Source organism: Streptomyces sp. NBC_00258 (assembly GCF_036182465.1).
In the GTDB taxonomy this organism is placed as follows: domain Bacteria; phylum Actinomycetota; class Actinomycetes; order Streptomycetales; family Streptomycetaceae; genus Streptomyces.
Map to the genome: position 1 here is coordinate 1,710,792 of NZ_CP108081.1, position 23,764 is coordinate 1,734,555.

Genomic DNA, 23,764 nt, shown 5'->3' on the forward strand with positions numbered 1-23,764 from the left:
TTCGGCGCGGCACGTCGTACAGCAGGCCGGCACGGCGCATCGTGCGGCAGGTCAGTACGGCAGGAAGGCGTCGCGGGTGGCCTCGTCCGGGTCGAAGTCGGGAGGCAGCCCCTCGAACTTCGGCTCCCGCTTCTCGACGAAGCTGGCGACACCCTCGCGGAAGTCCGGTGAGCCCGCGAAGAACTCCATGGCGGAGTAGGAGCGGGCGAGTGCCCCGGTGAAGTCGCGGTCGAGGTCGCCGTACACCTGGTGGCGTACGACGGCCATGGCGCGCGGGGAACAGTTGCGGGCGATGTCCCGGGCGTAGGCACGGGCGGCGTCGAGCAGGTCGTCCGGTTCCACGACGCGGCTGACGAGGCCGAGTTCCTTCGCCTCGTCGGCGTCGAAGACCCGGCCGGACAGCAGCAGGTCGAGCGCGTTCTCCAGGCCGACGACGCGTGGCAGCACGTACGGCATGTTGTACTCGCCGGCCAGGCCCCGTCGGGTGAAGGCGGTGGTGAAGCGGGCCCCGCGGGCGGCGAAGCGGATGTCGCAGACGAGTGCCTGGACCAGACCGATGCCCGCGCAGGCGCCGTTGACGGCGGCGATCATGGGCTTCGGCATGTTCCGCCTGCTGTACATGGGTACGCGGGCCTGGAGGTTGAGGGACTGGCCAGGCTGCGCGTTCTGCTCCAGCCGCTGGACGTCCATGCCGGGGCAGAACGCCCGGCCCGCGCCCGTGATGACGACGACGCGGACGGCGGGATCCTGCGCGGCTTCGTCGAGGAGCGCGAAGAAGAGGCGCTCCATGGGGATGCTCCACGCGTTCTTGCGCTCGGGCCGGTTGAGGGTGACGGTGGCGACGCCGTCCTCGTCGACCTCGTAGAGCACCAGGTCCTGGTCCTGGGTGGGCTCCTCGGGCATCACGTCACTCCTCGGTCAACGGTTCGATGGGGTCACCGACGCCCGGCCGCTCCCCCGAGATGGTCACCACCACCTGGCCCCGGGCGCAGATGCGTCCGTCGGGCATCCGCACGTCGACGTCGGCGAAGTGCAGTCGGCGGCCCCGTCTGACGCACCGCGCGAAGGCGATGGCCTCCCGGCCCCGGGCGGGCGCGAGGTACTGGACCGACATCGACACCGTGCTGAGCCGGCTCCCCTTCTGGAAGTCGTGCCCGGCGATCACGGCTCCGGCGCCCGCGGTGTCGATGAGCGCCGAGATCACTCCGCCGTGGAAGACGCCTTCGTGGGCGGAGAGGGCCTCGGCGTAGGGAAGTGCCACCTCTACGCCATCGGGGTCCCAACGCACCATTCGCATACGGCAGTTGCGGTTGAACGCGACCCCGCGTTCCCAGCGGGCCCGGAACCACGCACGGCGTTCGCGCTGTTCCTGGTCGGTGAGGGTCCTCGCCGCGACGGTCATCCGCACGCCCTCCGGTCTCGGCCTGTCCGGCCGATCGATATAGTTACATGAATTGGATAGTTGAAGCAATCGTACGGGACGAGCCCGAGCTCCAGATGTATTATTTATATAACTCATTAGCTCGCTCGTCACAGGGCGCTCCGGCATGGAGTGCCCTCCCAGAGGGAGGCCCCTCGATGCCGTCGACCGCCCTGGCCGGAGTACGTGTCCTCGACCTGTCCCGCATCCTCGCGGCCCCGCTGGCCACCCAGATACTCGCCGACCTCGGCGCGGAGGTGATCAAGGTCGAGCGCCCCGGGACGGGCGACGACTCACGGACCTACGGCCCGCCCTTCGCCGCCGGCCCCGAGGGCGACCGCACGGACACGGCCGCCTTCTACCTCTCCTGCAACCGCAACAAGCAGTCCGTCACCGTCAACCACGCCACCGCCGAGGGCCAGGCGCTGATCCGCGCCCTGGCCGCCCGCTCGGACGTCCTCGTCGAGAACTTCCGCGCGGGGACGCTGGCGAAGTACGGCCTCGACCACGAGAGCCTGCGCGAGCTCAACCCGCGCCTGGTGTACCTGTCGGTCACCGGCTTCGGCCAGACCGGTCCGTACGCCGCCCGCCCCGGCTACGACGGCATCTTCCAGGCCATGTCCGGGATGATGAGCGTCTCCGGACACCCCGACGAGCCGATGAAGGTCGGGGTCAGCATGGTCGACATCCTCACCGGGCTGTACGCCTCCACGGCCGTCCTGGCGGCGCTGCGACACCGGGACGCCACCGGTGAGGGCCAGTTCATCGACCTCTCCCTGCTGGACTGCGGGCTCGCCTCCCTGTCGCACTTCGCGATGAACTACCTCGTGTCCGGGGAGGTCCCGCAGCGGCGCGGCAACGGCGGCTACGGCGGGATCCCTTCACAGGCCTTCCTGTGCAAGGACAAGCCACTGTTCCTCGTCGCGGGCAACGACAAGCAGTTCGCCGCGTTCTGTGCTGCGGCCGGGCGCAGCGACCTGCTTCAGGATCCGCGGTTCGGCACCACCTCCGCGCGGATCTCCCATCGCGCGGAGATCCTGCCGGTGCTCGAAGAGATCATGCTGACTCGGACGCGGGACGAGTGGCTGGCCGTTCTCGACGAACACGACGTCCCCGCGGGGCCGTTCAACGAGATGCCCGAGGTTTTCGCCGACCCTCAGATTCAGCATCGGGGGATGCTGGTGGATGTCGACGACCCCGTGTCCGGGCGTCTCCCGCTCCTCGCCAACCCGATCCGGTTCACGGCGACCCCCGTCGAGGGCTACGAACCTCCGCCCGGGCTGGGCGAGCACACCGCCGAAGTCCTGGGCAGGTTGGCGGGGGTGACGGAGAGTCAGTTGGCGGGGTTGCGGGCGCGGGGGGTTGTGTGAAGTTCTTTCGCCCCCGCCGCCCCTACCCATTCCCGTCCCTTCTGGGGGCTGCGCCCCCAGACCCCCGCTTATCGGCCTGAACGGCCTCGTCCTCAAACGCCGGACGGGCTGAAATGTCGGCCCGGACCGCGGAAAATCTAGCCTCTCCGGCGTTTGAGGAGCGGGGGTTCGGGGGCAGCGCCCCCGAGTAGTGACGGGAATGGGCAGGGGCGGCGGGGGCGAAAAGGGGCCCTGCCGGACGCACCGGTCACCCGATCAACGTCCGGCCCCCCTCCAGCATCAGCGTCGCTCCCGTCAGGTACGCCATGTCGTCGCTGACGAGCGCGGCGACCGCGCGGCCGATGTCCGCCTCCGGCGCCCCGAGCCGGCCCAACGGAATCTCGCGGGCGAGTTCTGCCGCCTTCTGCGGATGCGCGGCGAGATAGTCCTCCGCCGCCGGACTGAGCGCGGCGGGGCAGACGACGTTCACGCGAATCCCGTACGCACCCCACTCCCGCGCGGCAACCCGGGTCAGCCCGCGGATCGCCTCCTTGGCCATCGCGTACGCCGCGAAGGTCACCTCGCCCTGCACCGCGGCCGAGGAGCCGAGATTCACGACGCTGCCGCGGCTGTCCTTGAGGTGGGGCAGGGCGGCCTGCATCGCGTGGAACACGGCCAACGGCCCGCTCCGGTAGGTGAGTTCGACATCCTCGTACGACGTCTTCTCCAGTCGGCGCTGGACCGAGGACTGCGCGTTGTTGACGAGCACGTCGAGCCCGCCGAACTCCCGTACCGTGTCGGCCACCATGCGGTCGACGTCGTCACGGTCGCCCACGTCCCCGACGACGGTGTACGCCCGCCCACCGCGCTCGGCGATCTCCCCGGCGGTGTCCTTGAGCTTGCTCTCGGTACGGCCGGTGATCACCACGGCCGCCCCCTCGGCGGCCAGCGCGAGCGCGATGCCGCGGCCGACTCCCTGTCCTCCGCCGGTGACCAGCGCCGTCTTCCCGGCCAGCCGTGTGCCTCGCTGCATCACTTGTCCTTCCAGAAGGGCGCCCATGAGGGAAAGGCGTCAGGCAGCGCCGGTTGTCCGGACCCCTCCCAGCCGTTGAAGTCCACGGCCTGGGGGCGCTCGGTCACATCGGCCGCGTACCAGTGCTGCTCACGGCGGCGGGAGAAGTACCACTCGCCCTCCACGCGCGTGTAGTCGTCCCGGTAGCAGATCGCCATCACGATCCACCGGTCCCCCACCTCGTGCTCGGCACGGCAGTAGACGGCACCGGTCGCCGTGTCACGGTCCGTGAACTCGACGCGGTGGCCGCAGATCTGGTGGACCGACCGGCGGAAGCCACGGACCAGAGGCTCGATGTACGCCAGCAGTGCGGTCCGACCCCGGCCGTGCCGCCCCATCTCCACGTCGGGCCGGAAACAGCCGGCCCAGGCGTCGAGGTCGCGGGCGTCCACGGCGAGCGCGTAGCGGATGGGCAGTTGCTGGATGGCGAGGTGCGACTCGATGCGGTCGATCCGGTCCTCCAAGGACCCTCCCGCGGCACCGAGGGAACCTCCGGCCGCGTTCAGTGGCCCGTGCTCAGCTTCGCTCATGGCCGAGGCTCCTTCGGCAGGCCGAGGACCTGTTCCCCGATGATGTTGCGCTGGATCTCGCTCGACCCGCCGTAGATCGTCTCCGCCAGTGACAGCAGGAAGGAGCGCTGCCGGGTGCCCAGGCCGTAGTCCTCACCGACGATCTGCCCTGCGGGTCCGGCCAACTCCATGGCCAGATGGCCGAGTTGCTGGTGCCTGGTCGAGGCGTACAGCTTGGCCGTGGTGGCCTGCGGTCCCGGTGTGCGGCCCGCGGTCAGTTCCGCGATGGTCCGCAGGTTGGTGGTGCGCATGATGCGTACGGAGATCCAGGCGTCCACGATCCGGCGGCGCAGCATCGGGTCGTCGAGCGCGCCCCGCTCACGGGCCAGACCGATCAGCGCCTCGGCCTCCCGCTCGAAGGTGAGCTGCTGGGGCAACAAGGTGGTGCCGCGTTCGATGCCGAGGGTGGCCATCGCCGTGCGCCAGCCCTGGCCGACCTCGCCCACCACCATGTCGGCATCGGTGCGTGCGTCGGAGAGGAACACCTCGGCGAACTCGTCCTGGCCCGCGAGGTTGCGGATGGGCCGGATCTCCACGCCCGGCCGGCCGGCCGGGACGAGCAGCATCGTCAGTCCCTTGTGCCGCCGGGAGTCGGGGTCGGTGCGCGTGAGGACGTAGAGCCAGTCGGCGTGGATACCGAAGGAGGTCCACACCTTCTGCCCGTTGACCACCCAGGCGTCGCCGTCGCGCTCGGCACGGGTGCGCACGGAGGCCAGATCGGAGCCGGCGCCCGGTTCGCTGAAGCCCTGGCCCCACAGTTCCTCGACGGCGAGGATCGGCGGCAGGAAGCGTTTCCGCTGCGCCTCGCTTCCCATCCTCAGGAGCATGGGCCCGAGCAGGTCGAGGGCGTTGACGGTGGCCCGGTAGGGGGCGTTCACGCGGGCGTACTCGTACTCGAAGACGATCTCCTCAAGGAGACCGAGCCCTCGTCCGCCGTACTCCTGCGGCCAGCCGACCCCGAGCCAGTTCCCGGCCGCCAGCTCGCGGTCCCAGGCGAGGCGGACCTCCCAGGCCGCCCCGTCGGTGGGGCCGCCCACGCCCCGGTGCTCGGCGAACTCCCCCACGAGGTGTTCGGCCAGCCAGTCCCGCAACTCGTCGCGGAAGTCGCGTACCGCGGGCCCGAAGTCCAGCTCCATGCCAGCTCCTTTGCCGATGATCAGATGCCGAGCCGGGCGGCGAGCAGCTCCCGGTGGTACGACGGCGCGCCGAGCAGCACCTCGGAGCTCTTGGCCCGCTTGAGGTACAGGTGCGCGGGGTGCTCCCAGGTGAAGCCGATGCCGCCGTGGACCTGGATGTTGTCGCCTGCGACCTTCGTGAAGGCCTCCGAGCAGAACGCCTGGGCAAGGGCCGCCGAGATCGCGGTCTCCGCCCCGTCGCCCGCGTCCAGTGCCCACAGTCCTCCGTACGCGGCCGAGCGGGCGGACTCGATCTCCACGAGCATGTCGGCGCACTTGTGCTTGATCCCCTGGAAGGAACCGATGGGCCGTCCGTACTGCTCGCGGATCTTGGCGTACTCCACGGCCGCGTCCAGTGCGGCGTCCGCTCCCCCGACCTGTTCGGCTGCCAGCAGTACGGAGGCCGCGGCGAGGGTTCGTTCGAGGGCCGGCCAGGCGGCGCCCTCGGGGCCCAGCAGGCGGGCGGGGGTGTTCGTGAACTCCACCCGGGCCTGCTTGCGTGTCTGGTCGAGAGTCGGGAGGGGTGTGCGGGCGAGGCCCGGCGCTTCGCCGTCTACGGCGAAGAGGCTGATGCCGGAGTGTGTGCGGGCGGCGACCAGGAGCAGGTCGGCGAGGTGTCCGTCGAGGACGTATGTCTTTGCTCCGGTCAGTCGCCAGCCGCCCTCCTCGTCATGGGCGGTGAGCCGGATGCCTGTCTCGTCCCACCGGCCGTTCTCCTCGGTGAGCGCGAGCGTGGCGACGGTCTCGCCGGACGCGATGCCGGGAAGAAGATCGCCGCGGGCCCTCTCGTCGTCGCAGCGCAGCAGCGTCTCGGCGGCCAGGGCGACGGTGGCGAAGTACGGCGCGCACAGCAGCGCGCGGCCCGTCTCCTCGAAGACGACGCCGAGGTCGACGTAACCGAAGCCCGAGCCGCCGTACTTCTCCGGCACCGCCAGTCCCTGCAGGCCGATCTCCGTGGCCATCCGCCGCCAGACGACCGGGTCGTACCCGCTCGGGTCGGCCGCCAGGCGGCGCACGTCGGCCTCCGTGGCGTGCTTGGTGAGGAACGACCGTACGACCTTGCGCAGTTCGTCCTGTTCCTCGCTGAAGGTGAGATCCATGCCGCGCTTCCCGTCCTCGGTGCGATGCGGTTGCCGCCCGCTTGCCTGCCCACCCCTCGATACAGTTAGATAATTATAGTATCCGCACTGAATACACCAGGAGCGCGACGTGACCGATCTCTACGACCAGTTCACGAGCCTGACGTTCGAGAGGCCCGCGTCCGGCGTGCTCCGCATCGTGCTCGACGCCCCGAACCTCAACGCCGTGGATCCTCGGATGCACGGTGAGCTCGCCGATGTCTGGCCGGTCGTGGACCGGGACGAACAGACGCGTGCGGTGCTGGTCCAGGGCGCGGGCAAGGCCTTCTCGGCCGGCGGGACCTTCGATTCCATCGATGCCCTGACCGAGGAGTACGCGGTGCGTGCCCGGGTCATGCGCGAGGCGCGGGACATGGTGTACGGGGTGATCAACTGCTCGAAGCCGGTGGTCTCCGCCATCCACGGCCCGGCCGTCGGCGCCGGGCTGGTCGTCGGCATGCTGGCGGACATCTCCATCGCCGGACGCCGGGCGAAGATCGTCGACGGGCACACACGTCTCGGGGTCGCGGCCGGTGATCACGCCGCCATCTGCTGGCCGCTGCTGTGCGGCATGGCCAAGGCCAAGTACTACCTGCTGACCTGCGAGACGCTCACCGGCGAGGAGGCCGAGCGCATCGGCCTTGTGTCGAAGTGCGTGGACGACGAGGACGTACACGCGGAGGGTCTGCGGGTGGCGACCGCTCTGGCCGCCGGGCCCGCCAGTGCCATCAGCTGGACCAAGCGGTCCCTCAACCACTGGTACCGCACCGCCCAGCCGATCTTCGAGGCCTCGCTGGGACTGGAGTTCTTCGGGTTCGGCGGGCACGAGGTCGTCGAAGGGCTGGCCGCCCATCGCGAGAAGCGCGCCCCTGACTTCGAGGGCGTGGCGGACAAGCACCCGATCGACCTCTGACCCACGGACACCCACTGACGGCCATGGACACCCGCTGACGCCTGCGAATGCCACGAATGCTTGAGGAGCCCGCCATGACATCGGAGCACACCGCCACCGAGATCCCGCCGCTGGTCCAGGGGATGACGTACGAGGACATGCCGAAGGGCCAGATCTTCCGGACCGCCCGCCGCACCGTCACCGAGACGGACCTGGTCAACTTCATCACCTGGGGCGGCTTCAACGAGCCGCTCTTCTGGGACGCCTCGCACGCCGCGGACGGCGGCTACACGGGGCGGCTGGTCCCGGGGGCGCTGACGTACTGCATCGCCGAGGGACTCGTACTCCAGACGAACGTGCTGCACGGCACGGGCCTCGCCTTCCTGCACATGGAGCTGACGGTGCAGGGGCCGGTCTACGTCGGCGACACGCTGTACGCCGTCGTGGAGACCACGGGCTCCCGCCCCTCCAGCAAGCCCGGCCGGGGCGTGGTGACCAGCCGGATCACCGTACGCAACCAGCGGGACGAGGACGTGCTCGTATACACCCCGGTGCGCCTGATCCGGGGCAGGGACTACGGGGCTCCGACGCTCTGAGCCCGTGGCCCGGTCGGCACCAGCGTCAGACCGGCCGCGGCACCGGACGGAACCGGGCCCGCGAACGCACCTCCGCGTACCCAGTCCGAGGGCATCGGCGGACGCGGCGGGGGCTCGTGGTCCGGGACCGCCATCGCGTAGAGGCGGGTGTAGCGGAACTTCGCCTCCAGGTTGTCGAGCACCGACCAGTACTCGTAGCCGCAGACGGGCACGCCGCGTGCGATCACGCGGCCCAGCCAGGAGAGCCTGGCGCTCAGCAGTGTCCTGCGCCGGACGTCGTCGCTGTGCCCCGTCTCGTCGACCAGGTCCAGATCGCCCATGCCGTTGTCGATGACGGACAGCGGAGGCAGTAGCTCCCCGTACAGGTCGTGGAGGTCCGCGACGGCGTCGGCGAGCGCCTCGGGGATGAGGGGCCAGCCGTACGCCGTGGTCTCCACGTCGTCGAACGGGGTGATCGCGAATCCGAGGCCGATGAGCAGGCGGTTCACCTCGTTGAGGGTGCCCTGGCACTTGTTGGCCGGCAGTACGCGGGCCAGGTTCTCCGGTGCGGTGACGCGGAAGGGCGTGTGCCAGGAGAGGCCCAGCATGTCCTGCGCGGTGGCGATGATCTCCAGGTCTCCGGGGTGTACGCAGCCGGTGGCCTCGACCGGTGAGACGTCGTCCTCGGTCACCATGTGCTCGCCGAGCAGCATGGGGTCCAGGAAGAGGCGGTTGGTCCAGCTCTCCAGGCGTTCCAGGGCGAGACGGTCGAAGGGGTCGTCGGTGGCCGGGTAACCACCGACGAGGGTGACCGTGGTGCCGATGCGGCCGCTCGCGCCGGCGGCCCTGAGTGCCTGGGTCGCGAGTCCGTTGGCGAGCAGGATGTGGTGGACGGTGGCCAGGCCCGCGCGGCCGATGCCCCGGCCCGGTGTGTACATCCCGGCCACGTGGTCCGCGATCGTGGGCCCGGCCAGGTCGGTGGAGGTGATCCAGCGCGTCACGCGGTCGCCGAAGCGGTGGCCCAGCTCGGCGGCGTAGGCGGCGAAGTGTTCCGCGGTGTCGCGGGCGAGCCAGCCGCCGGAGGCCTCCAGCCAGGGCGGCAGCGACCGGTCGAGCAGTGTCAGGCCGGGCCGCAGACCGAGTTCGAGCAGCGAGTCCAGTGCGCGGTCGCAGCGGTCCAGGGCCTGCCGGTCCCAGACACCGGGGCCGTCGGGCTGCAGCCGTGGCCAGCCGGCCACCATCCGGTGCGCGTCGGGAGTCGCACCGACCAGCTGACGGATGTCGTCGGTCCACTGCCGGAAGTGCCCGCCGCGCTCGGGCGGGGGCGGCGGCGGGGCCGCGATGGAGTCCGCGGTGGCGACCCCCCAGTCGACACCACGGAACGATTCGTACAGGAAACCATCGCTCATGGTCACCGTCCAGGGCGTAATGGTTTAACGCATTCAACTGAATGAACGCCGTGCGGACGCTAACACTTCAGGGAAACTACGACAACGTTTCGGACAGATCTCATCAATTCGTAAGGCCGCCCGGTGATCGCTCAGCCCTTGTCGAGGACGAGGTCCGCGGCGTGCCAGGCCATGGCCATGATCGGCCCGTTGAGATTGCCGGAGACCATGGTCGGCATGACCGAGCAGTCGACAACCCGCAGGCCATCGACACCGCGCACGCGCAGCCGGGAGTCCACGACGTCGTTCTCGGCGGGGCCCATGGCGCACGTGCCGACGGCGTGATAGCCGCAGCGGCCGTGCTCGAGGCCGGCGTCGATGATCTCCTGGTCCTCTCCGACCGTGGGGCCGGGTAGCGTTTCGGCCATGATCCGGTCGGCGATCGGGCCGGTCTCGAAGAGGGCGCGCATTCTGCGGAAGGCGGCGGTCCCGACGCGTCGGTCGTGATCGGAGCCGTAGTAGTTCGGCGTGATGGTGAGGTGCGCGTCGGGGTCGGCCGCGGTGATGTGGAGGCGTCCCTCGGCGGTGGGACGCAGGACGTAGCCGAGGCCCATCACTCCCGGCTCGCGCTCCACGCCGGTTTCCTTTCCCGGGATCTCCGGCATGAGGGAGAAGGGTGCGATCAGCAGTTGTGCGTCCGGGCGGGCGAGTTCGGGGCGGGTCTTGAAGAAGGCGATGACGTCGAAGGCGGGGGCGGCGAGAGGTCCGCGGCGGGTCGCCAGGTATTTGACACCGGACAGGGCCTGGCGCAGCGGGGTGCTCAGCGCCTTGTTGTAGCCGAGAGCTGCCTTCAGCCGGTACTGGACGACGAAACAGCGGTGCTCACGCATCCTGCCGCCGACGTGGGGGCTGTCGACCAGGACGTCGACGCCCGCCGACTTCAGTGTCTCTGCCGGACCGATGCCCGAGAGCTGGAGGATCTTCGGTGTGGCGATGCTTCCGGCGGAGAGGATCACCTCGCGTCGGGCTCGGAAGTCGGTTTCCCGGCCCGCGCTGCGGGCGCGTACGCCCACCGCCCTGCCCTTCTCCGTCAGAACTCGCGTCACGAGGGTGTCCACCGACAGGGTGAGGTTCGGCCGGCGCGCGGCCGGATGCAGGAAGGCGCGGGCGGCGCTGAACCGCTGTCCGTTCCTGATGGTGGCCATGGCGTAGCCGATGCGTTCGTCGTCGCTCGCGTTGAGGTCCTCGGTGCGGCGCCAGCCGAGTCCGGTGCCGGCGGCGATGGCGTCCTCGCAGAGTTGCTCCGGCTTCGGCGCGGTGGAGATGTGCAAGGGGCCGCCCGCTCCCCGCGCGTCGGAAGCACCCAGGGCGTTGTCCTCGATCGCCTTGAAGATCGGCAGCATCGTGTCCCAGCCCCAGCCGGGGTTGCCGAGCCGCTCCAGCTCGTCGTAGTCGGCGCGGTCACCGCGGTTGTAGACCATGCCGTTGACCGAGCTGGATCCGCCGAGCGTCCGGCCGCGGACCCAGTGTTCGACGCGCCCCGTCGGACCCACCGGCTCGACCGGATAGTGCCAGGCGAAGCCGGGGTCCCCCAGCAGCTTGCCGAACCCCTTGGGCATCCTGATCAGCGGAGTGGTGTCCTTGCCGCCCGCCTCGATCAGCAGCACGGACGTCCCGGGGTCCTCGGAGAGGCGGCTCGCGAGCACGCATCCCGCTGAGCCAGCGCCCACCACGATGTAGTCGAACGTTGTCATGCGTTCTCCTGGTTCAGAGGCGATCAGGGTTACTCCCCGAAGGGCCGGAACTCCTCCTCCTGCCACCAGGGGTGGACGGCCGGCATGTCCTTGCTCACCCGGCCGGGGAACTCGGGCGGCCGCTTGGCGAGGAACGACTCGACGCCCTCGACGGGGTCCGGGCCGCCGCCGATCTGGCTCATGATCCGCGAGTCGAGGCGGTGCGCGGCCATCGGGTGGGACTCGCCGAGCATCCGCCACATCATCTGGCGCGACAGGGCGACCGAGATCGCCGAGGTGTTCCCGGCGATCTCACGGGCGAGTTCGTACGCCGCGGGCAGCAGCTCCTCGGGCGGGTGGACGGAGCGGACCAGCCCGGCGGAGAGGGCTTCGTCGGGGCCGAAGACGCGGCCGGTCGCCACCCACTCCATGGCCCGCTGCATACCCACGGCCCGCGGCAGGAACCAGCTCGCGGCGGACTCCGGCACGATGCCGCGGCGCGCGAAGACGAAGCCGAACTTGGCCGAGGTCGACGCGAGCCGGATGTCCATGGGCAGGGTCATGCTGGCCCCGACGCCCGCCGCCGGGCCGTTGATCGCCGCGATCACCGGCTTGTTGCTGGAGTAGATGCGCAGCGCGACCCGGCCGCCGGTGTCCCGGTGCCAGGCACCCGCCTTGCGATGGTCGAAGGACGAGCCGCCGGAGCTGACGTCGGCACCCGCACAGAAACCCCGGCCCGCACCGGTCACCACCACCACACGTACCTCGTCGTCGGCGTCGGCCGCGTCCAGGACGTCCAGCAGGTCGCGCATCATCTGCGGATTGAAGGCGTTCAGCTTCGCCGGCCGGTTGAGGGTGACCGTGAGAATCCGGTCCGCCACCTCGGCCCGCACGGTCTCGTACTCCTGCTCCGGCATGCGCGTCCTCCGTCAGCCTCGTCACCCCGGGACCGGCCCCGTCACTCTGCGACCGGTTCCCAGTTAGCTTAATTAGTTATAGCATTACACTCTACTGACTCATTGATGGATTGCGGCGGTGTGGACATGGCTGATCCGGCGGATCTGGTGGTGACCTCCCACGGGGCGGTCCGGCTGATCGAGCTCAACCGGCCGGAACAGCTCAACTCGATGAGCGAGGAGCTGCACTCCGGTCTCGCGTCGGTGTGGGACACGCTCGCCGACGACCCCGAGGCACGAGTGGTCGTACTCACCGGTCGCGGGCGGGCGTTCAGCGCCGGGGGCAACTTCGACATCATGACCCGGGTCCAGCGCGACCGTGCCTTCCGGGAGCGGAACGTCGACGAGGCCCGGCGGATCATCACCGGCATGGTCCGCTGCCCACTGCCGGTGATCGCGGCGGTCAACGGGCCCGCCGTGGGCCTCGGCTGCAGCCTGGCCCTGTTGAGCGACCTCGTGCTGATCGCCGACGACGCCTACATCGCCGACCCGCACGTCCAGGTCGGGCTGGTAGCGGGCGACGGCGGGGCACTGGTCCTGCCGCTGCTGGTCGGTCTGACCCGGGCGAAGGAACTGCTGTTCCTCGGCGACCGGGTCGGCGCGGAGGAGGCCGTCCGGCTGGGCATCGCCAACCGCGTCGTACCGAAGGACAAACTGCTGGACGAGGCGATGGACCTGGCCGGGCGGGTGGCCGCCCTGCCGGTGCGGGCGCTGCGCGAGACCAAGCGGGCCGTGAACCTGCACCTGGAGCAGGCCATGAACTCCGTGCTGGAGCCTGCCCTGCTCGCCGAGCGGGACACCATGCACGACCCGGACCACATCGCCGTCGTGGAGAAGATCATCGCGTCGCGCGGCCGTCGCCAGGCCGTCGAGAAGGGCTGAGGGGCATGGACTTCGCGTTCAGCGACGAGCAGGAGGAACTGCGGCGCACGGTGCGGGCGTTCCTCGCGGACACCTCCCCCGAGACCGAGATGCGACGCCTCATGGAGACCCCGGAGGGCTTCGACCGGGCACTGTGGCGCCGGATGGGAACGGAGCTCGGCCTCCAGGGTCTCGCCGTCCCCGAGGAGTACGGCGGCGCGGGCTACGGGCCGGTCGAAGTCGGCGTGGTCATGGAGGAGTTGGGACGGGCGCTGCTGTGCGCGCCGTTCCTCGCCTCGGCCGTGCTGGCGACCACCACGCTCCTGCGCTGCGACGACGAGGACGCCCGCAAGCGGCTGCTGCCCGGCCTGGCCTCCGGCGAGCTGGTCGGAACGCTGGCCCTCACCGAGGACTCCGCCCGCTGGGACGCCGAGGGAGTCCAGCTCACCGCCCGTGAGTCCGCGGGAAGTTGGCTGCTGACCGGCCACAAGATGTTCGTGCTCGACGGGGCCGCCGCCGATGTCGTCCTCACCGTGGCCCGCACCGGCGAAGGCATCGGTGTCTTCTGGGTGGACGGCGACGCGGCCGGGCTGACCCATGAGCCCCTGCCCACGATGGACCCCACCCGCAGGCAGGCACGCCTCGACTACCACGACGTACCGGCGACCCGGCTCCGTACGAGCGGCGGCGACGGCTGGGACCTGGTGTCGGAGGTGCTCGACCGGGCCTCGGTGGCGCTGGCCGCCGAGCAGGTCGGAGTGGCCTCCCGTGCGCTCGACATGGCGGTGGAGTACGCCAAGGTGAGGCATCAGTTCGGGCGGCCCATCGGCTCCTTCCAGGCCGTCAAACACCTCCTGGCGGACGTCCTGCTGGAGGTGGAGTCGGCCCGCGCCGCCGCGCACTACGCGCTGCTCGCGGCCGAGAACGAGGACACGGATCTGCCCGCCGTGGCAAGCCTGGCCAAGGCCTTCTGCTCCGACGCCTCTCTGCAGGCGACAGAACAGAACATCCAGGTCCACGGGGGCATCGGCTTCACCTGGGAGCACCCGGCCCACCTGTATCTGAAGCGGGCCAAGACATCACAACTGCTGTTCGGCGACCCGGCGTACCACCGGGAACTGCTCGCACGGCGCATCGGCATGGACAGCGGTACGAACGCGGTCGGAGGAGCGGTATGAAGGTCGACGGGAAGCTCAGTGTGTGGCGCACCACCGAGGTGGTCGAGGAGGCACGGCACCACGAGAAGGCCGGCTACGACGGCCTGTGGGCCTCGGAGTCCAAGCACGACCCCTTCCTGCCGCTGCTGCTGGCGGCCGAGCACACCGACCGGCTCGAGGTCGGTACGGCCATCGCGGTGGCCTTCGCCCGCTCACCCATGCAACTCGCTTACACCGCCCACGACTTGCAGACCTACTCCGGCGGACGCTTCGTGCTCGGCCTCGGCAGCCAGATCAAACCGCACATCGAGCGGCGTTTCGCCATGCCGTGGAGCCGGCCCGCGGCCCGTATGCGGGAGTACGTGAGCGCGCTGCGCGCCATCTGGGCCGCCTGGAACGAGGGCGAGAAGCTCGACTTCCGCGGCGACTTCTACACGCACACGCTGATGTCCCCGTTCTTCTCTCCCCCGCCCGCTCCCGGCGGCGCGCCCCAGGTCTTCGTGGCCGCGGTCGGGGAGGCGATGACCCGGGTGGCGGGCGAGGTGGCGGACGGGCTGCTCGCGCACGGCTTCACCACCGAGCGGTATCTGCGGGAGGTCACTCTGCCGACCGTCGAGGCCGGACTGGCGAAGTCGGGCCGTACGCGCGGCGACTTCTCCGTCTCCCATCTGCTGCTGACCGCGACCGGCCGCACCGAGGAGGAACTGGCCCGCGCGGTGGACGGCACCCGGCGCCAGATCGCCTTCTACGGCAGTACCCCCGCCTACCGCGGTGTCCTGGAACTGCACGGCTGGGGCGAACTCGGCGACGAGCTCAACGCGTTGTCGAAGTCGGACCGCGACGACAAGTGGGAGGCGATGGGCCGGCTCGTCGACGACGACGTACTGCACACCTTCGCGGTGGTGGCTGAGCCGCAGCACGTCGCGGCCGAGATCCGCAGCCGGTACGGGTCGCTGGTCGACCGCGTGTCCTTCTACACCGCGTACGAGATCGACGCCGAGGTGTGGGAGCCGATCGTGCAGGAACTGCACGGCAGTTGAACATCACGGCGGCGGCCGTCATCGGGCATGACACGAGCTCGTGTCATGCCCGATGACGGCCGCCGCCTGTCAGTCAACCGTTGCCGGTCAGCCGAGCAGGTCCAGGACCGTCGTCATGGACCTGCTCTGCAGCAGGTAGTCCTCGGCCTCCTGGAGGTGGACGCGCCACAGCTCCTCGGCGGCTTCGGCCCGGCGGGCGGCCACCAGCTCGACGAGCGCGCCATGGGCGCGGAAGCCACGGCGGTTGGCCCGTACGTTCTCGGGGCTGCCCGCGTCGAGGTCGACGTGGGACCAGTTCGCCTGGTCGATGATGTGCCGGACCATGCCGTTGAGGACGCCCAGCGTCTCGTTGCCCGCGAGTTCGACGACGAGCGCGTGGAACTCCATGTGGGCGCGGATGAAGGCCGACGGGTCGTCCATCAGCGCCTCGGCCTCGGTAACGGCAGCTCGCAGCCGCTCCAGATCCTCGTCCGTGCGCCGCTCGGCGAGCAGCCCGGCGCACGGCGCCTCGATGACCGTACGGGCGTCGTAGACGTCCTTGAGGGTCGTGCCCCGGTATTCGAGGACCACCCCGGCGTATCGGGCGGCGACCGTGCCCTCCGGCGTCTGCACGCGCGCCCCGCCCCGGGCTCCCCTGCGCACGCTGATCAGCGACTCCGACTCCAGTACCCGGAATGCCTCGCGCAGCGTCGGCCTGGAGACGGCGAACTCCTCCATCAGCGCCGTCTCGGCCGGCAGCGCCTCCCCCTCCGTCAGCTCTCCGCGCACGATCTTGCGGCGCAGTTGTGCCGCCACCAGCTCGGCCATCTTGGGGACCCGTACCGGCGTGTTCGTCACCGCGCCCACCTCCACGCTCATTGGGTTGTCAGTCGCTCGTGTCTCGTGTCCGGCACGAAGTACGGGAGCGTGATCTCGTCCGTGAAGGCCCGGAAATCCACGCGGACGCGCATGCCGATGACGACGGCGTCCGGATCTCCGGCGTCGACATGCGAGAGCAGGGCGGCGCCGTCGTCGAGGTCGATCACGGCGAGGGCGAAGGGTGTGTCGAAGCCGGGGCCGGGCGCCCGGTGGACGACGGTCACCGAGTAGACGGTCCCGCGGCCCGCGCTGGGCACGTACCGCCAGTCGCGGGACATACAGCCGGGGCAGGCGGGTTCGGGCACGAAGAAGCGCAGGCCGCAGCTCGTGCAGCAGGGGACGACCAGGTCTCCGCGACTCGCCGCCTCCCAGAACGGCCGGGACAGCGAGGTGGGGACGGGTACGGGCCGGCTCATCGGGTCCTCCCCAGCACGCTCATCTCGTAGTGCTGCGCGCCGGATCCGGCGTTGCCGACGACCGCCAGCTCCGCGCCCTCGACCTGGTGCACCGCGCTGCCGCGCAACTGGCGTACGGCCTCGACGACCTTGAGCGTCATCTGCTGTGTCCCGTTCCACGCGTATGCCAGGCAGCCGCCGTCCGGATTGACGGGATGCTTGCCGCCGACGGCGATGGCACCACTGGCCGCCAGCGGTCCGCCCTCTCCCTCCCCGCACAGGCCGAGGATCTCCAACTGCCTGATGATCTCGAAGGAGTTGGGGTCGTAGAGGGAGAACACGTCCACGTCGTGCGGGCCGATGCCGGCCATCGCGTAGGCGCGGGCGGCTGCGTCGCGGCCGAGCTGCCCGACCTCCCGGTGCAGCGCGGGATTGGCGTACGCGGCCTGGTGGTACTCCATGCCTCCGCCGAGCACCGCGACGGGCGGGTGGGGCAGGTCGCGGGCCCGTTCCGCGGTGGTCACCACGAGTGCCGCGCCGCCCTCACCGACGATGCAGCAGTCCAGCAGGTGGAAGGGGGTGGCGACCATGCGGGAGGCGAGCACGTCGTCGGCGGTGTACGGGCCGCGGCCGTACATCATGGCCTCGGGGTTGGTCGTGCCGTTGTTGCGGATCGTCGCGGCGACCTCGGCCAACTGGCGGGCCGTGGTCCCGTATTCGTGCATGTGTCGTGCCGCCACCAGCGCGAACTGCGCGACGACGTAACTGCCCCACACGTCGGCGAACTCCAGCGGCACACCGGCTCCGACCGGACCTGCCCCGCGCGAGACCAGCTTGCAGCCGCCGACCACGACGGTGTCCGCGAGACCGGCCCGTACGGCCGCGGCCGCTTTCAGCAGGCCCCGGGAGCCCGCGTTGTCGAGCATCGAGTCGCTGGTCCAGCGCAGGTCCCGGCCGAGCATGCGGGCCCATGAACTGCCCTCGCCGGGTACGCCGCCGGGGCCGGGCCAGTCGACCTGGGCGCCGTCGACGTCCGCCGGGGTCAGCCCGGCGTCGGCGATCGCTCCGGACACCGCTTCGAGGGCGAGGTCCATGGCGTCACGGTGCGGGAGGGTCAGCGCCTGTTCGGTGGCGTGGACGCCGACCACCACGGGCATGCGATCGTTCACGAGGTCACCGTCCCGCGCCCAGCGTGTCGCCGCCGGGATAGCCGCCACCGCCGAACCGCTCGTCGAGTGCCTCGTAGTCCTTGGCGAAGTCCTTGGTACGGGGCAGGGCCTCGACGAACTCCACCGTCTTCGGCTTCTTGTACGAGGCGATGCGCGACCGGCAGTGCTCGACGATGTCCGCGGCGGTGACCCCGTCGGTGTCCTGGTGGAGCACCACGACGGCCTTGACGTCCTGGGCCCAGCGTTCGTTGGGCACGCCGATGACGGCGGCCTCCTTCACCGCGGGATGGGACTCGACGCAGTTCTCCACCTCGGCGGGGAAGATGTTCTCGGCCGCCGACTTGAGCATGCGGGTCGTCGTCCCGAGGAAGCTGATCGTGCCGTCGGGTTCACGCCGTCCGAGGTCGGTGGTGTGCCACCAGCCGAAGCGGAAGCGCTCCTCGTTGATCTCCGGCCGGTTCCAGTAGCCGAGGTGCACGAGGTCGCCGCGGACGCAGATCTCGCCGGCCTCGCCGATCGCGCATTCCTTGCCGGTGCTGTCCAGGATGCGTACGGCGCTGAAGGGTCCCGGTCGTCCCGCGTTGCCGGCGCCCGAGCCGCCATGAGCGCCGGTCACGGCGAACCCGGTCACCTCCGTCTGCCCATAGCCGCGGCCTTCGCCACCGCCGTTGCGGGTGAAGCGGCTCTGGTCGGTCGGCACGGTGCCCTGCCACAGGGGTGCGGCGACGCTGGCCCGCAGATGGGACAGGTCGTGGCCGGCCTCGCGGTTCAGGGCGACGAGTTGCGCGATGGTCGGGGGCATCAGATACGCGTGGGTGCACTGCTCCGCCGCCAGCAGCGGGAGCAGTTCCTCGGCGATCACGCGGCGGACGACGACGTTCCTGCCGCCGTGGACGAAGGCCGGGACGCCCCAGAACTGGTAGTTGCCGATGTGGAACATCGGTCCGGCTCCGAGGAAGGAGGTCTCCCGGCCGATGTCACCCATCCAGGCGCTGCTCGCGCCCATGGCGAGCAGGTTGCGGTGCGAGAGCATCGAGCCGGACTGCCGTCCGGTGATCGCGGCGGTGTAGATGACCAGGAGTGCGGAGTCCGGGTCCACGTCGACGGACGGGTCCTCGGGTGATCCGGAGGCCAGGAAGGACTCGTAGGAGTCGACCCCCGCGGCGCCGGCGGCACCCGCAGCGACCTTGGCGTCATGGCGCAGCCACAACGCCCGGTGGTCGCTGCCCAGTTCGGCCCGTGCCTTGCCGACCGTGTCGCCGATCTCCTCGTCCTGCCAGACGACGACCTTGGGGTCGAAGTCCTCGACCGCGAACGCCATTTCGGGGGCGGCCCAGCGCCAGTAGCCGGGACAGACCATGGCGCCGACCTTGGCCGCGGCGCCGAGCAGCTCCCAGATCCGGAAGGAGTTCTGTCCCAGCCACAGGATGCGGTCGCCCGGGCCGACCCCCGCATCCGTGAGGGCGTGGGCGAGCCGGTTGGTGCGCTCGTCCAACTCGGGCCAGGTCAGCCGGACTTCACCGTCCACGAGGGCGACGCCGTCGGGGAAGGACCTTCGGTGCTCGCGGATGATGTCGCCGAGCGTCAGGCGGCGGGCGGAATGCATGCTCATGGCTCCAAAGGCTTCGGAGGGTGAGGGTCAGCCGCGGCCGATGCCGACACCCTTGACGTTGATGAACTCCTCCAGGCCGGCCCTTCCGCCTTCCCGGCCGAACCCGCTGAGCCCGACGCCACCGAAGGGCGTGGCAGGCGAAGTGATGGGATTCGGCCCGGGGTTGACGTAGACGGTGCCGGCCTTCAGGCGCGGCACCAGGCGGTTGACGCGTGCGATGTCTCGGGACTGGACGTAGGCCGACAGGCCGTACTCGCTGTCGTTGGCCAGGGCGACGGCCTCGTCCTCGGTGTCGAACGGGGTGATGGCCAGGACCGGGCCGAAGATCTCCTGCTGGGCGAGGTCGCTGCGGTTGTCGACGTCCGCGAAGACCGTCGGGGACACGAAGTAGCCGTCGGAGTCGATGCGTTCGCCGCCGAACACGAGCCGGCCCGCGCCTCCCTCGACGGCCTTGTCGATCATGCCCTGGACGCGGTCGCGGGCGGCTTCGTTGATGAGGGGTCCGATGTACGTCGTCGGGTCGAGCGGGTCTCCGACGGGCAGGTGGGCCACGACTCCGGCTACGCGCGCGACGACCTCGTCGTAGACCGGCCGCTCGACCAGCAGTCGGGTGGGCAGTGCGCAGCCCTGCCCGGTGTTGCTCATGGCGAAGGCCGCGCAGTACGGCACGACGGTGTCCAGGTCGGTGTCGGCGAAGAGCAGGTTGGCGGACTTGCCGCCCAGCTCGAACACGACGGGCTTGAGGCTCAGCGCCGCGTCGGTCATGATGCGGCGCGCGGTGGCGGGACCGCCGGTGAAGGAGATCTTGTCGACCCCTGGGTGCGTCACCAGGGCGGCGCCCGCGTCACCGAGCCCGGTGACGACGTTGATCACACCGTCGGGGATGCCGGCCTCGCGGGCCAGGTCGGCGAAGAGCAGCGCCGAGAACGGCGTGGACTCGGCCGGTTTGATGACCACGGTGTTCCCGGCGGCGAGCGAGGGCGGGACCTTCATCGCCAGGGAGAGCGCGGGCGAGTTCCAGGTGATGATGTGGCCGATGACGCCGTACGGCTCGGCGATGGTGTACTCGACGTTCTCGTGCGGGCTGTAGGCGGCGCCGACCATGCCCTCGATCTTGTCGGCCCAGCCGGCGTAGTACTCGGTCCATTCGGCGACGTACGGTCCGACGTTCTCCGCCCAGCCACCGATGCAGACGCCGTTCTCCAGCGGACAGATGGCCGCGAAGTCGGCGATGTGGTCGCGGAGCAGCTGGGCGAAGCGGGTGAGCAGTCGGCGGCGCTCGGCGGGGCGCATGGTGCCCCACACCTCGAAGGCCCGGCGTGCGGCGGCCACGGCCCGGTCCACCTCGGACGCCCCCGCGAGCGGGATGTGCGCCTGGACCAGGCCGGTCGCCGGATTCCTGTGCTCGTAGAGGCCGCCGCTCGTGTCGGTGATGTCCTTGCCGCCGATGACCAGCCGCGGCTGCGGCAGATCGTGCTCGGCTCTGTCCTGGTGCAGCTTCACATCGACCGTGACCACGGATGCCTCCTTGAAACCGTTCGGCGCCGTCCGCGCGTTCAGGTTAAATAGCTAACCTATTTAGCCAAGGTAGTCAATGACTGGAGCAATGACCGGAGCACGTCCCGCCCCACCGGTTCACAGCCCGAGCGACCGCCCGATGATCTCCTGCATGATCTCCGAGGTCCCGCCGAACACCCGCTGCACCCGGCTGTCCCGCCAGATGCGTGCGATCTCGTACTCGTTGACGTAGCCGTAGCCGCCGAAGAGCTGCATGCAGCGGTCGATGACCTCCCAGCCGGTCTCCGAGGTCCAGTACTTGGCCGCGGCCGCCTCTTCGGGCGTCAGCTCACCCTGGAAGAGGGCCAGGATGCAGCCGTCCACGTAGACCCGGGCGACACCCAGCTTGGCCTTGATGTCGGCGAGGGCGAAGCGGTTCGCCTGGAACTCCCCGATGGGCTGCCCGAACGCCGTACGGGTCTTGGCGTACTCCAGCGCCAGCCCGTAGGCCCGCTCGGCCGCGGCGAGCGAGGAGACGGCGATGGCCAGCCGCTCGGTCGGGAGGTTGCCCATCATGTGGTAGAAACCGCACCCCTCCTGCCCGATGAGGTTCTCGGCGGGGACGCGGACGTCATGGAAGAACAGCTCGGCGGTGTCCTGGGCCTTCATGCCGACCTTGTCCAGCTTGCGCCCGCGCTCGAAGCCCTCGGTGCCGCGCTCGACGACGATCAGACTGATGCCCTTGTGCCCAGCCTCCGGATCGGTCTTGCAGGCGACGATGACCAGGTCGGCCAGGATGCCGTTGGTGATGAAGGTCTTGGACCCGTCGATGACCCATTCGTCGCCGTCCCGGCGGGCGGTGGTGCGGATGCCCTTGAGGTCGGACCCGGCGGCCGGCTCGGACAGCGCGAGTGCACAGATGGTCTCGCCACTGATGACCCCGGGCAGCCAACGGGCCTTCTGTTCCGGGCTGGTGAGGTGCATCAGATAGGGCGGGATGACGTCGTTCTGCAGCCCGAGCCCGATGCCGACCGAGCTGGTGGCGGCCATCTCCTCCGCCATGATGGCGTTGTAGCGGAAGTCCCAGATCCCCTGCCCGCCGTACTCCTCCGGGAACTGCCAGCCGATGAGCCCGGCCTTGCCAGCGGCCGCCCACGCGGCCCGGCCCACCTGGCCGTCCCGCTCCCACTGCTCGGCATTCGGGGCGCATTCACGCAGGTAGAAGGTGCGGGCGGTGTCCCGGAACAGCTCGTGTTCCGCGGTGAAGATCGTACGGCGCATACTCGACTCCACTCAGGCATCTCGCTTATTTAGCTGAAGTAGTTATACGATAGCGCTGTATCGGCACCGAGGCGAGGGAGGGCGCGTGAGCGTACGGGACAAGGTGGCGCTCGTCACCGGAGCGGGCCGCGGCATCGGCGAGGCGATCGCGGACCGGCTCGCCGCCCAGGGAGCCTCGGTCGCCGTCTGCGACCTGGACCAGGAGGCCGCCGTGAAGGTCGCGGCCGGACTCGCCGAACGGCATTCCGTGCGCGCGACGGGCGTCGGCGTGGACATCTCCGACAGCATGGCCGTGCACTCGGCCGTCGAGCGGGTCACCGCCGACCTCGGCCCGGTGGACATCCTGGTCAACAACGCGGCCGTCGACGTCATCGGCCGTTTCGTGGACAGCTCCGAGGAGACCTGGGACCGGATCATCGCGGTCAATCTCCGGGGCACCCTCACCATGACCAGAGCCGTGCTCGACTCGATGACCGAGCGCGGCGGCGGCCGGGTCGTCCTGATCGCCTCGGACGCCGGCCGGGTCGGCTCGTCCGGCGAGGTGGTGTACTCCGCGACGAAGGGCGGGGTCATCGCCTTCGGCAAGGCGCTCGCCCGCGAGGTCGCCCGGCACGGCATCACCGTGAACAGCGTCTGCCCGGGGCCGACCGACACCGCGCTGCTCGGCCAGGTCGCCGAGTACAGCCAGAAGATGTACGACGCGACCGTGCGGGCGATCCCGCTCCGCCGTGTGGCCCAGCCTGCCGAGATCGCCGGAGTGGTGGCCTTCCTGGCGTCCGACGACGCCGCCTACATGACCGGGCAGACGCTCTCGGTCAGCGGCGGCCTCACGATGGTCTGAGGGTGAGCACCGTGCTGCATGTCGAACTCCGCGACAGACTGGCCGTGTTGACCATGGACCGGCGCGGACAGCTCAATGCCGTCGGCTCCGAGACCGTCGACCGGCTCGCACAGGCGCTGAACGACGTACGGGACAACGACGACGTCCGCGCCCTGGTCCTGACGGGAGCGGGCCGGGCCTTCTCGGCCGGGGCCGACATCAGCGAGATCGAGTCGTTCACGGCACCCGGGCAGTTCCGTGCCTTCGTGGGGCGCCTGACCGAGGTGTACGCGCTTCTGGAGGAGTTCCCCAAGCCCTCGGTCGCGGCCGTCCACGGGTTCGCCTTCGGCGGCGGCCTTGAGCTGGCGCTCGCCTGTGACCTGCGGGTGGTGGAGCGGGGTGCGCGGCTCGGCCTGCCCGAGATGAAGCTTGGCGTTCTGCCGGGCGCGGGCGGCACGCAGCGGTTGTCGCGATTGCTGCCTCCCGCGATCGCCAAGCAGATGATCCTCACCGGCGAGCCGATCGACGCGGAGCGGGCCTGGCAGCTCGGGCTGGTCAACGAACTGGCCGAGCCCGGCGGAGCACTCGCCGCCGCCGAAGCGCTGGCCGCCACGCTGACGGCCGGGGCGCCGCTGGCGCTCGCGGCGGGCAAGCGGCTGATCGACCACGGGCTCGGCATGGACCTGGAGACGGCGATCGCGTACGAGCGCGAGACCGTCTCGGTGCTGTTCTCCACCGAGGACCGGGCCGAGGGACTCAAGGCCTTCCGCGAGCGCCGCCCGGGAGAGTTCCGCGGCAGGTAGCGGGTGTTCACGACGAACCTGCTG

The 23,764-nt window shown here is 70.3% G+C and carries 23 protein-coding genes; 8 read left to right on the forward strand and 15 right to left on the reverse strand.

Features of this window, described 5'->3' with window-relative positions; all coding sequences use genetic code 11:
- Positions 1 to 51 precede the first annotated feature (51 nt).
- Both OG718_RS08015 and OG718_RS08020 read right to left on the reverse strand, forming a co-directional pair.
- Positions 52 to 903 (reverse strand): enoyl-CoA hydratase-related protein, encoded by an 852-nt coding sequence (locus tag OG718_RS08015; RefSeq protein WP_328843747.1) that lies wholly within the window; start codon positions 901 to 903, stop codon positions 52 to 54.
- 4 nt (positions 904 to 907) lie between these two features.
- Complete coding sequence (locus tag OG718_RS08020) at positions 908 to 1,402, reverse strand: PaaI family thioesterase (RefSeq protein ID WP_143641717.1); 495 nt, start codon at positions 1,400 to 1,402, stop codon at positions 908 to 910.
- Between the two features lie 176 nt (positions 1,403 to 1,578).
- Between OG718_RS08020 and OG718_RS08025 the strand changes: the two genes are divergently transcribed.
- Positions 1,579 to 2,790, forward strand: a complete 1,212-nt coding sequence (locus OG718_RS08025) for a CaiB/BaiF CoA transferase family protein (RefSeq protein WP_328843748.1) — start codon at positions 1,579 to 1,581, stop codon at positions 2,788 to 2,790.
- Between the two features lie 247 nt (positions 2,791 to 3,037).
- On the opposite strand, the gene OG718_RS08030 is transcribed toward OG718_RS08025, so the two are convergent.
- Genes OG718_RS08030 through OG718_RS08045 form a run of 4 tightly spaced genes read right to left on the reverse strand, consistent with a single transcriptional unit; the run spans position 3,038 to position 6,685 of the window.
- The gene (locus tag OG718_RS08030; protein WP_143641715.1) at positions 3,038 to 3,802 is read right to left on the reverse strand and encodes an SDR family NAD(P)-dependent oxidoreductase; all 765 of its coding nucleotides are present in this window, start codon (positions 3,800 to 3,802) and stop codon (positions 3,038 to 3,040) included.
- Positions 3,802 to 4,371, reverse strand: coding sequence for a nuclear transport factor 2 family protein (locus OG718_RS08035; protein ID WP_328843749.1), 570 nt, complete (start codon positions 4,369 to 4,371; stop codon positions 3,802 to 3,804). The genes OG718_RS08030 and OG718_RS08035 overlap by 1 nt, the downstream gene beginning before the upstream one ends.
- The gene (locus tag OG718_RS08040) at positions 4,368 to 5,546 is read right to left on the reverse strand and encodes an acyl-CoA dehydrogenase family protein (protein WP_143641713.1); all 1,179 of its coding nucleotides are present in this window, start codon (positions 5,544 to 5,546) and stop codon (positions 4,368 to 4,370) included. Before OG718_RS08040 ends, OG718_RS08035 begins: the two co-directional genes overlap by 4 nt.
- A 20-nt stretch (positions 5,547 to 5,566) precedes the next feature.
- Positions 5,567 to 6,685 carry an acyl-CoA dehydrogenase family protein gene (locus OG718_RS08045; protein ID WP_328843750.1) on the reverse strand — a complete coding sequence of 373 codons (1,119 nt, stop codon included), beginning with the start codon at positions 6,683 to 6,685 and terminating at the stop codon, positions 5,567 to 5,569.
- A 109-nt stretch (positions 6,686 to 6,794) separates the two neighbouring features.
- On the opposite strand from OG718_RS08045, the gene OG718_RS08050 reads away from it, so the two are divergent.
- Both OG718_RS08050 and OG718_RS08055 read left to right on the forward strand, forming a co-directional pair.
- On the forward strand, positions 6,795 to 7,616 hold the full coding sequence (locus tag OG718_RS08050) for an enoyl-CoA hydratase/isomerase family protein (protein ID WP_143641711.1): 822 nt from the start codon (positions 6,795 to 6,797) through the stop codon (positions 7,614 to 7,616).
- Between the two features lie 74 nt (positions 7,617 to 7,690).
- Positions 7,691 to 8,191, forward strand: a complete 501-nt coding sequence (locus OG718_RS08055; RefSeq protein WP_328843751.1) for a MaoC family dehydratase — start codon at positions 7,691 to 7,693, stop codon at positions 8,189 to 8,191.
- Here OG718_RS08055 and OG718_RS08060 read toward each other — a convergent pair.
- From OG718_RS08060 to OG718_RS08070, 3 genes are all read right to left on the reverse strand, one after another.
- Positions 8,170 to 9,579 carry a glycoside hydrolase family 1 protein gene (locus tag OG718_RS08060; RefSeq protein ID WP_328843752.1) on the reverse strand — a complete coding sequence of 470 codons (1,410 nt, stop codon included), beginning with the start codon at positions 9,577 to 9,579 and terminating at the stop codon, positions 8,170 to 8,172. The genes OG718_RS08055 and OG718_RS08060 overlap by 22 nt on opposite strands.
- Positions 9,580 to 9,710: 131 nt before the next feature.
- Positions 9,711 to 11,312 carry a GMC family oxidoreductase gene (locus OG718_RS08065; RefSeq protein ID WP_328843753.1) on the reverse strand — a complete coding sequence of 534 codons (1,602 nt, stop codon included), beginning with the start codon at positions 11,310 to 11,312 and terminating at the stop codon, positions 9,711 to 9,713.
- Positions 11,313 to 11,341: 29 nt separating this feature from the next.
- Entirely contained in the window at positions 11,342 to 12,208 is an 867-nt protein-coding gene (locus OG718_RS08070; protein ID WP_143641707.1) for a crotonase/enoyl-CoA hydratase family protein, read from the reverse strand.
- Between the two features lie 126 nt (positions 12,209 to 12,334).
- Here OG718_RS08070 and OG718_RS08075 point away from each other — a divergent pair, with 126 nt between their 5' ends.
- Genes OG718_RS08075 through OG718_RS08085 form a run of 3 tightly spaced genes read left to right on the forward strand, consistent with a single transcriptional unit; the run spans position 12,335 to position 15,305 of the window.
- Positions 12,335 to 13,129 carry an enoyl-CoA hydratase/isomerase family protein gene (locus OG718_RS08075; RefSeq protein WP_143641706.1) on the forward strand — a complete coding sequence of 265 codons (795 nt, stop codon included), beginning with the start codon at positions 12,335 to 12,337 and terminating at the stop codon, positions 13,127 to 13,129.
- Between the two features lie 5 nt (positions 13,130 to 13,134).
- A complete protein-coding gene (locus tag OG718_RS08080) occupies positions 13,135 to 14,286 on the forward strand; it encodes an acyl-CoA dehydrogenase family protein (RefSeq protein ID WP_143641705.1) in 1,152 nt (383 codons plus the stop codon).
- Entirely contained in the window at positions 14,283 to 15,305 is a 1,023-nt protein-coding gene (locus OG718_RS08085; RefSeq protein ID WP_143641704.1) for an LLM class F420-dependent oxidoreductase, read from the forward strand. The genes OG718_RS08080 and OG718_RS08085 overlap by 4 nt, the downstream gene beginning before the upstream one ends.
- Before the next feature lie 87 nt (positions 15,306 to 15,392).
- Here OG718_RS08085 and OG718_RS08090 read toward each other — a convergent pair whose 3' ends face one another.
- The 6 genes from OG718_RS08090 to OG718_RS08115 form a co-directional block, all read right to left on the reverse strand.
- Positions 15,393 to 16,142: a FadR/GntR family transcriptional regulator gene (locus tag OG718_RS08090; protein ID WP_260695573.1), complete on the reverse strand. Its 750-nt coding sequence runs from the start codon at positions 16,140 to 16,142 to the stop codon at positions 15,393 to 15,395.
- Positions 16,143 to 16,159: 17 nt separating this feature from the next.
- The gene (locus tag OG718_RS08095) at positions 16,160 to 16,579 is read right to left on the reverse strand and encodes a Zn-ribbon domain-containing OB-fold protein (protein WP_328843754.1); all 420 of its coding nucleotides are present in this window, start codon (positions 16,577 to 16,579) and stop codon (positions 16,160 to 16,162) included.
- Entirely contained in the window at positions 16,576 to 17,727 is a 1,152-nt protein-coding gene (locus OG718_RS08100; protein ID WP_328843755.1) for a thiolase family protein, read from the reverse strand. The genes OG718_RS08095 and OG718_RS08100 overlap by 4 nt, the downstream gene beginning before the upstream one ends.
- 4 nt (positions 17,728 to 17,731) lie before the next feature.
- Positions 17,732 to 19,339 carry an AMP-binding protein gene (locus OG718_RS08105; protein WP_328843756.1) on the reverse strand — a complete coding sequence of 536 codons (1,608 nt, stop codon included), beginning with the start codon at positions 19,337 to 19,339 and terminating at the stop codon, positions 17,732 to 17,734.
- A gap of 27 nt (positions 19,340 to 19,366) precedes the next feature.
- Positions 19,367 to 20,857, reverse strand: coding sequence for an aldehyde dehydrogenase family protein (locus OG718_RS08110; protein ID WP_328843757.1), 1,491 nt, complete (start codon positions 20,855 to 20,857; stop codon positions 19,367 to 19,369).
- 117 nt (positions 20,858 to 20,974) lie between these two features.
- Complete coding sequence (locus OG718_RS08115; RefSeq protein ID WP_328843758.1) at positions 20,975 to 22,117, reverse strand: acyl-CoA dehydrogenase family protein; 1,143 nt, start codon at positions 22,115 to 22,117, stop codon at positions 20,975 to 20,977.
- Between the two features lie 85 nt (positions 22,118 to 22,202).
- On the opposite strand from OG718_RS08115, the gene OG718_RS08120 reads away from it, so the two are divergent.
- Positions 22,203 to 22,958: an SDR family NAD(P)-dependent oxidoreductase gene (locus tag OG718_RS08120; protein ID WP_328843759.1), complete on the forward strand. Its 756-nt coding sequence runs from the start codon at positions 22,203 to 22,205 to the stop codon at positions 22,956 to 22,958.
- 2 nt (positions 22,959 to 22,960) lie between these two features.
- On the forward strand, positions 22,961 to 23,740 hold the full coding sequence (locus OG718_RS08125; protein ID WP_328843760.1) for an enoyl-CoA hydratase/isomerase family protein: 780 nt from the start codon (positions 22,961 to 22,963) through the stop codon (positions 23,738 to 23,740).
- The last annotated feature ends 24 nt before the right edge of the window (positions 23,741 to 23,764 follow it).

Excerpts from the sequence above, each read along its gene's own strand:
- OG718_RS08015 (WP_328843747.1), bottom strand. The coding sequence starts at position 903 with ATGCCCGAGGAGCCCACCCAGGACCAGGACCTGGTGCTCTACGAGGTC.
- OG718_RS08020 (WP_143641717.1), bottom strand. The coding sequence starts at position 1,402 with ATGACCGTCGCGGCGAGGACCCTCACCGACCAGGAACAGCGCGAACGC.
- OG718_RS08025 (WP_328843748.1), top strand. The coding sequence starts at position 1,579 with ATGCCGTCGACCGCCCTGGCCGGAGTACGTGTCCTCGACCTGTCCCGC.
- OG718_RS08030 (WP_143641715.1), bottom strand. The coding sequence starts at position 3,802 with ATGCAGCGAGGCACACGGCTGGCCGGGAAGACGGCGCTGGTCACCGGC.
- OG718_RS08035 (WP_328843749.1), bottom strand. The coding sequence starts at position 4,371 with ATGAGCGAAGCTGAGCACGGGCCACTGAACGCGGCCGGAGGTTCCCTC.
- OG718_RS08040 (WP_143641713.1), bottom strand. The coding sequence starts at position 5,546 with ATGGAGCTGGACTTCGGGCCCGCGGTACGCGACTTCCGCGACGAGTTG.
- OG718_RS08045 (WP_328843750.1), bottom strand. The coding sequence starts at position 6,685 with ATGGATCTCACCTTCAGCGAGGAACAGGACGAACTGCGCAAGGTCGTA.
- OG718_RS08055 (WP_328843751.1), top strand. The coding sequence starts at position 7,691 with ATGACATCGGAGCACACCGCCACCGAGATCCCGCCGCTGGTCCAGGGG.
- OG718_RS08060 (WP_328843752.1), bottom strand. The coding sequence starts at position 9,579 with ATGAGCGATGGTTTCCTGTACGAATCGTTCCGTGGTGTCGACTGGGGG.
- OG718_RS08065 (WP_328843753.1), bottom strand. The coding sequence starts at position 11,312 with ATGACAACGTTCGACTACATCGTGGTGGGCGCTGGCTCAGCGGGATGC.
- OG718_RS08070 (WP_143641707.1), bottom strand. The coding sequence starts at position 12,208 with ATGCCGGAGCAGGAGTACGAGACCGTGCGGGCCGAGGTGGCGGACCGG.
- OG718_RS08075 (WP_143641706.1), top strand. The coding sequence starts at position 12,335 with ATGGCTGATCCGGCGGATCTGGTGGTGACCTCCCACGGGGCGGTCCGG.
- OG718_RS08080 (WP_143641705.1), top strand. The coding sequence starts at position 13,135 with ATGGACTTCGCGTTCAGCGACGAGCAGGAGGAACTGCGGCGCACGGTG.
- OG718_RS08085 (WP_143641704.1), top strand. The coding sequence starts at position 14,283 with ATGAAGGTCGACGGGAAGCTCAGTGTGTGGCGCACCACCGAGGTGGTC.
- OG718_RS08095 (WP_328843754.1), bottom strand. The coding sequence starts at position 16,579 with ATGAGCCGGCCCGTACCCGTCCCCACCTCGCTGTCCCGGCCGTTCTGG.
- OG718_RS08105 (WP_328843756.1), bottom strand. The coding sequence starts at position 19,339 with ATGAGCATGCATTCCGCCCGCCGCCTGACGCTCGGCGACATCATCCGC.
- OG718_RS08115 (WP_328843758.1), bottom strand. The coding sequence starts at position 22,117 with ATGCGCCGTACGATCTTCACCGCGGAACACGAGCTGTTCCGGGACACC.